Below are 4,650 nucleotides of genomic sequence, written 5' to 3' on the forward strand. Positions count from 1 at the left end.
TTGCGGTAATCAGCAGGACCGAATAATGTGAAGGAAACCGAGCGGGGCCTCGCCCGATCGGGTCCTGGTGTCGTCCTGCTGCGCATTATTTTCCGCGTGCCACTATTGGCTGGGAATCCACCCGCCAAGGAGACACGTGATGTCAGACTTTCTACCTCAGCGCAGCGCGCTGATTTTCCAGTTCGAAGAGCATCTCGCGAGGACAAGGTACAGCTCGACGGCAAGCAAGCGCTATCTTGCCGTCGCAGGGCACTTTCTCAAGTACATCGAGGGTCTGCATATGTCGATCGATGCGGTGCAGCCATCGCACGTGACGAAGTACCTGACACGGGAGTTGCGCCAATTCTCCCGACGCCATGGCCGTGCGCCGGTATCCGTCGATCATTGGCGTGGCTCACATACCGCTGGTGTGCATCAGTTTCTTCAATGCGTCGTGGGGCCGTGGCCACCGAGTGCGACGGCCGGCAGCCCCAACGGAGCCTATCGCCAAGCACTATGCGCGGAGTATGCGCAGTGGCTTCGCGAGCGACGGGGGTTGGCCGCCGAGACTATCTCTGAACGAACTGCCGAGGCAGGGCGCTTCCTGTCTTGGTACGGCGAACGCAACAAGACCGGCACGCTCTCGTCCGTGGCAATCGCTGATGTCGATGCCTATCTACAGTCGCGAGCGCCATCATTGCGGCGGGTCTCGCGCAAAGGGGTCGCGCAGCGAATGCGCTGCTTCCTGCGCTTCGCCTACGCCACAGGCACAACCGAGCGCGACTTCGCACTTTGCGTGATGGCGCCTACCCTCTACGCATTCGAATCGATACCCTCCGCGCTGAGCCCAGACCAAGTAGATGCCGTGATGCAGACATCACGTAATGACCAATCCCCGAAGGGCCTGCGCGACTACGCGATCTTGCTGCTGCTCGCCACCTACGGGTTGCGCGCCGGCGAGATCACTCGACTGCAGTTGAACGACATCGACTGGCGCGCCGACCGCATTTTCGTTCGGCATACCAAGACGGGCTCGCAATCGATCCTGCCGCTGATGCCTGCCGTGGGCGAAGCGCTGCTCGCGTATCTGCGGCGAGGTCGACCCAAGACCGATGTGCGGGAGATATTCATTCGGATGCGAGCCCCATATCGAAGGTTTGAGAGCGGCTCCAGCCTGTACACGTTGACAAGGCGTCGGCTTGATGCAGCCGGCGTACAGCCCGACGGCAAACGCGGACCACATGCGTTTCGGCATGCGCGCGCGGTGAGCCTGCTTCGCGACGGCACACCGATGAAGATCATCGGTGACGTACTGGGGCATCGATCAGCATCATCGACATCGGTATACCTCAAGCTCGCCACTGAGGATTTACGCGATGTGGCCCTCGATATCCCAGGCCGGACTCAGGAGGAGCAGACATGAACGCACAGCTTGCAGATAGCGGTGCCGCGATTAACCGCTTCTTGTTGCACGTGCACCCGCGCAGTCGCAACACCGTCAACGGCTACCGATGCATATTGGTAGAGTTCCAGTGCCATGTGCAACTGTACCCTCGCAACGCCGCGATTTCCCAGTCCACCATCGAGTCGTGGCTTCGCGGCTGCGCCTCGCGTTGGCCTGAGCACTATGTGCTTCATCGCGCTCGCGTTGTCGACCGGTTCTTGGACTTTCTGGCCTCCGAAGAATCCATCCCGAGCAATCCACTTGCACAGCTGCGTCTCAACTTCGGCCAGCGAGTTGGAACTCCAATCGTGCGAGCGCTTCTTTCGCCAGACCCCGCACAGGCGCTTGAGACCCTGAAGCCGTTGCCGCAGTTCGCAAGTGTCTATGGCGCATTCATGCGCTCGCACATCGAGCTCATGCGGGCCAGCGGGTATCGCTACAACACGCAGGCATTGAGCTTCCTGCGTTTCGATCGTTTCCTGCAAGGTCGCGCCGACGTCATCACCCTGCCGCTGACGGTCTTGCTACAGGAATGGGTGGACGAGGGTACGACACTGCACCATGCCGTGGAGCGCCAGCAGGTTGCTCGCAATCTCGCCAGAGCCTGGCAGCGTATCGACCCACGCGTCGAGCTGCCCAAGGTAGATCGGCGCCTATCTCGTCAACGGGTACTGGAACAGCGGCGCCCCTACATCTACACGCCGCAAGAAGTTCGACATCTGCTGGAGACCGCTCGAGAGTTCCCTTCTCCTCGCTCATCGCTACGCCCGCTCACGCTGTACACGATGCTCGTGCTCGCGTACTGCTGCGGACTGCGGCTGGGCGAGCTCGCACGGCTCAATCTGGGTGACGTTCACGTGGCTACGGGAGAGATCGTCATTCGCGAGACCAAGTTCTTCAAGTCCCGGACTCTGCCCTTTGCCGACAGCGTGATGGTTGCGTTGTGCGAATACCTTGAAGCCAGGCAGCGCGCGGGAGCGCCTCAGGATGGATCGAGCGGGCTGTTCTGGCATACGCAAAGCACTGGTCGCTACTCCCGTGTGATGACCCACAAACTCTTGGTGTGCGTATTGCGCCGCGCCGGGTTGAAGCCAGAGTCGGGGCGCGTCGGACCACGCATCCATGACCTTCGGCATTCCATGGTCGTCAACCGCATGCTGACGTGGTACCGCGAAGGGATCAATCCCCAGGCACGACTGCCTTTCCTGGCCACCTATCTCGGCCACAAGGACATCAACTCGACCCTGGTCTATCTGACGCTCACACAGGAGTTGCTGCAAGAGGCCAGCGAGCGCTTTCGCGCCTTCGCCGCGCACGGCCGGCACCTCGTTGAAGGAGCCACGCAATGAGGTCCGTCAATCCTTTTCCCGGACTGCTGCATGCGTTCTTCTACGAACGATTGGTTGAGCAACGCAACGTCTCCCCTCACACCCTCAAGTCCTACCGCGACACGTGGCGGTTGTTTCTGCGCTTTGCGGCCGTGCGGCACAAGCGGGCTGTGACGGCCCTCACCATGGCCGATCTTTCGGCGAGCGACGTGACGGCATTTCTTCAGCACAGCGAACAGGAGCGTCAGGTCTCGATCGGCACGCGCAACTGCCGTCTCGCCGCACTGCGCAGCTTCTTTCACTTCGTCGCTGAGAGGGAGCCGACGGCCATTGCCCAATGCGTCGACGTGCTTCACATCCCGATGAAGAAGTCGCCCACGCCCGCGCCGCAGTATCTCGAATCGAGAGAGATCGAGGCGATCCTCGATCAACCGGATCGCAAGTGCGTCGAGGGCCAGCGCGACTACGTGCTGCTGTCATTCCTCTACAACACCGGTGCGCGTATTCAGGAGGCACTTGATGTTTGCCCCGCAGCAATCCGATTCGAAGCACCGATGTGCGTACGTCTGTTCGGCAAGGGTCGCAAGGAGCGCATCTGTCCGCTGTGGCCGGAGACCGTCTCGCTACTCAAGGCGCTGCGCAAACGACAACCATGCGCGGATGATGAGCCACTGTTCGTCAATCGCTATGGGGCGCCGCTTGGCGCCTCAGGGGTGCGCTTCAAACTTGCACAGTACGTTCAGGCCGCCGCGGGCGCCGTCCCATCCCTGGCGTCGAAGAAGGTTTCGCCGCACACCTTCAGGCACACGGCCGCCGTTCATCTTGTAGCCGCCGGCGTTGATGTCACAGTCATTCGAAGCTGGCTCGGGCATGTTCACCTCGACACCACCAATCACTACGCTCAGGCCAACTTGGACACCAAGCGAGAGGCGCTCGAGCGACTCGACCCATCCTCAAAGATCAAGAAGCCACCGCGCTGGAGACGTGATGCGAGCGTTCTTTCCTGGCTCGATTCGCTCTGATGGTTCACCGAAATTATGTGAAGGAACACCCGCCCAGATCGCATCCGTGCGAGGGCGGACAGCACCTTCCTTCACATTATTCGGTCCTGCTGATTACCGCAAGAATCGCGAGCTCGCGATTCTTGCGGCACGCCACCGTAGAAAGCCAGCGCACGGGCCATGGCAGCGAGCCACGAGCGCATGCTCTGATCGGTGGTAGCGCAGGCAAAGGTGTAGCTCGATGCTCCCATCGCAGCCACGAACACCTGCGCGCGTGAGCCGTCGGCCAACGCCAGCGTGGAGCCGGCGTAATCGATGAACAGCTTCTCGCCAGCGCGTCGGTGCTGGCGCATCGAGCGTTTGAGTCTCTTGGTGAAGGTCTTGTAGTGCTCGCAGAACTGGGTGTAGGCCCAGGTGCGTCGGCCCTCGTGGGCAGCGCGGTACTCCTGCCACAAGAGCATCAGCGTGACGCCCTTGCGGCGCAGTTCGATGTGGACATGGGCGAAGTCGGGTTGGATCACCGCCGTCTCGGCCGAACTGCGCCCGAGCAGCCGGCGTTCGAGTCCGGCCTCGTCGAGTTCGGCCACTGCGGCCCAATCGAGCCGGGCAGCGCCGGCCATGCCGAGGTACTTGGCCACAACCCCCTTGGAGATACCGAGGCTGCGCGCGATGGCTTCATGCGACAGCTTGGCGCTGTACTTGAGTCTGAGGATGTCTTTGATCATGCGTATGTTGATTCGTTGCTGTGGCATATGCGCTGCGGCCAAAAGACCGCGACGCTATGCCCAAACCCGTGGTTCATACGCAACACCAGCACCAGCGCCCTTGACAGGCTGGCGAGCACCTTCAAACGGTGATCAGTCGTCCCTCGGTCACGTCACCGAAATCGGCGGTCACG

Annotated in this window: 3 protein-coding genes and 1 pseudogene; 3 read left to right on the forward strand and 1 reads right to left on the reverse strand. The window is 61.2% G+C overall.

The genetic code is table 11. The annotated features are described in order from the left end of the window. The first annotated feature begins 139 nt into the window (after positions 1–139). The 3 genes from VTU_RS0109600 to VTU_RS0109610 are packed head-to-tail and all read left to right on the forward strand — an operon-like array spanning position 140 to position 3,773. Positions 140–1,402 (forward strand): site-specific integrase, encoded by a 1,263-nt coding sequence (locus tag VTU_RS0109600; protein ID WP_010103648.1) that lies wholly within the window; start codon positions 140–142, stop codon positions 1,400–1,402. After that, a complete protein-coding gene (locus VTU_RS0109605; protein ID WP_010103649.1) occupies positions 1,399–2,772 on the forward strand; it encodes a tyrosine-type recombinase/integrase in 1,374 nt (457 codons plus the stop codon). The genes VTU_RS0109600 and VTU_RS0109605 overlap by 4 nt, the downstream gene beginning before the upstream one ends. Next, positions 2,769–3,773, forward strand: coding sequence for a tyrosine-type recombinase/integrase (locus tag VTU_RS0109610; protein WP_010103650.1), 1,005 nt, complete (start codon positions 2,769–2,771; stop codon positions 3,771–3,773). Before VTU_RS0109605 ends, VTU_RS0109610 begins: the two co-directional genes overlap by 4 nt. A gap of 122 nt (positions 3,774–3,895) precedes the next feature. Here VTU_RS0109610 and VTU_RS0109615 read toward each other — a convergent pair. Then, positions 3,896–4,504, reverse strand: a pseudogene (locus VTU_RS0109615) (IS21 family transposase); the annotation flags it as partial. Positions 4,505–4,650 lie beyond the last annotated feature (146 nt).

This window comes from Verminephrobacter aporrectodeae subsp. tuberculatae At4, assembly GCF_000193225.1.
Classification (GTDB): Bacteria; Pseudomonadota; Gammaproteobacteria; order Burkholderiales; family Burkholderiaceae_C; genus Acidovorax; species Acidovorax aporrectodeae.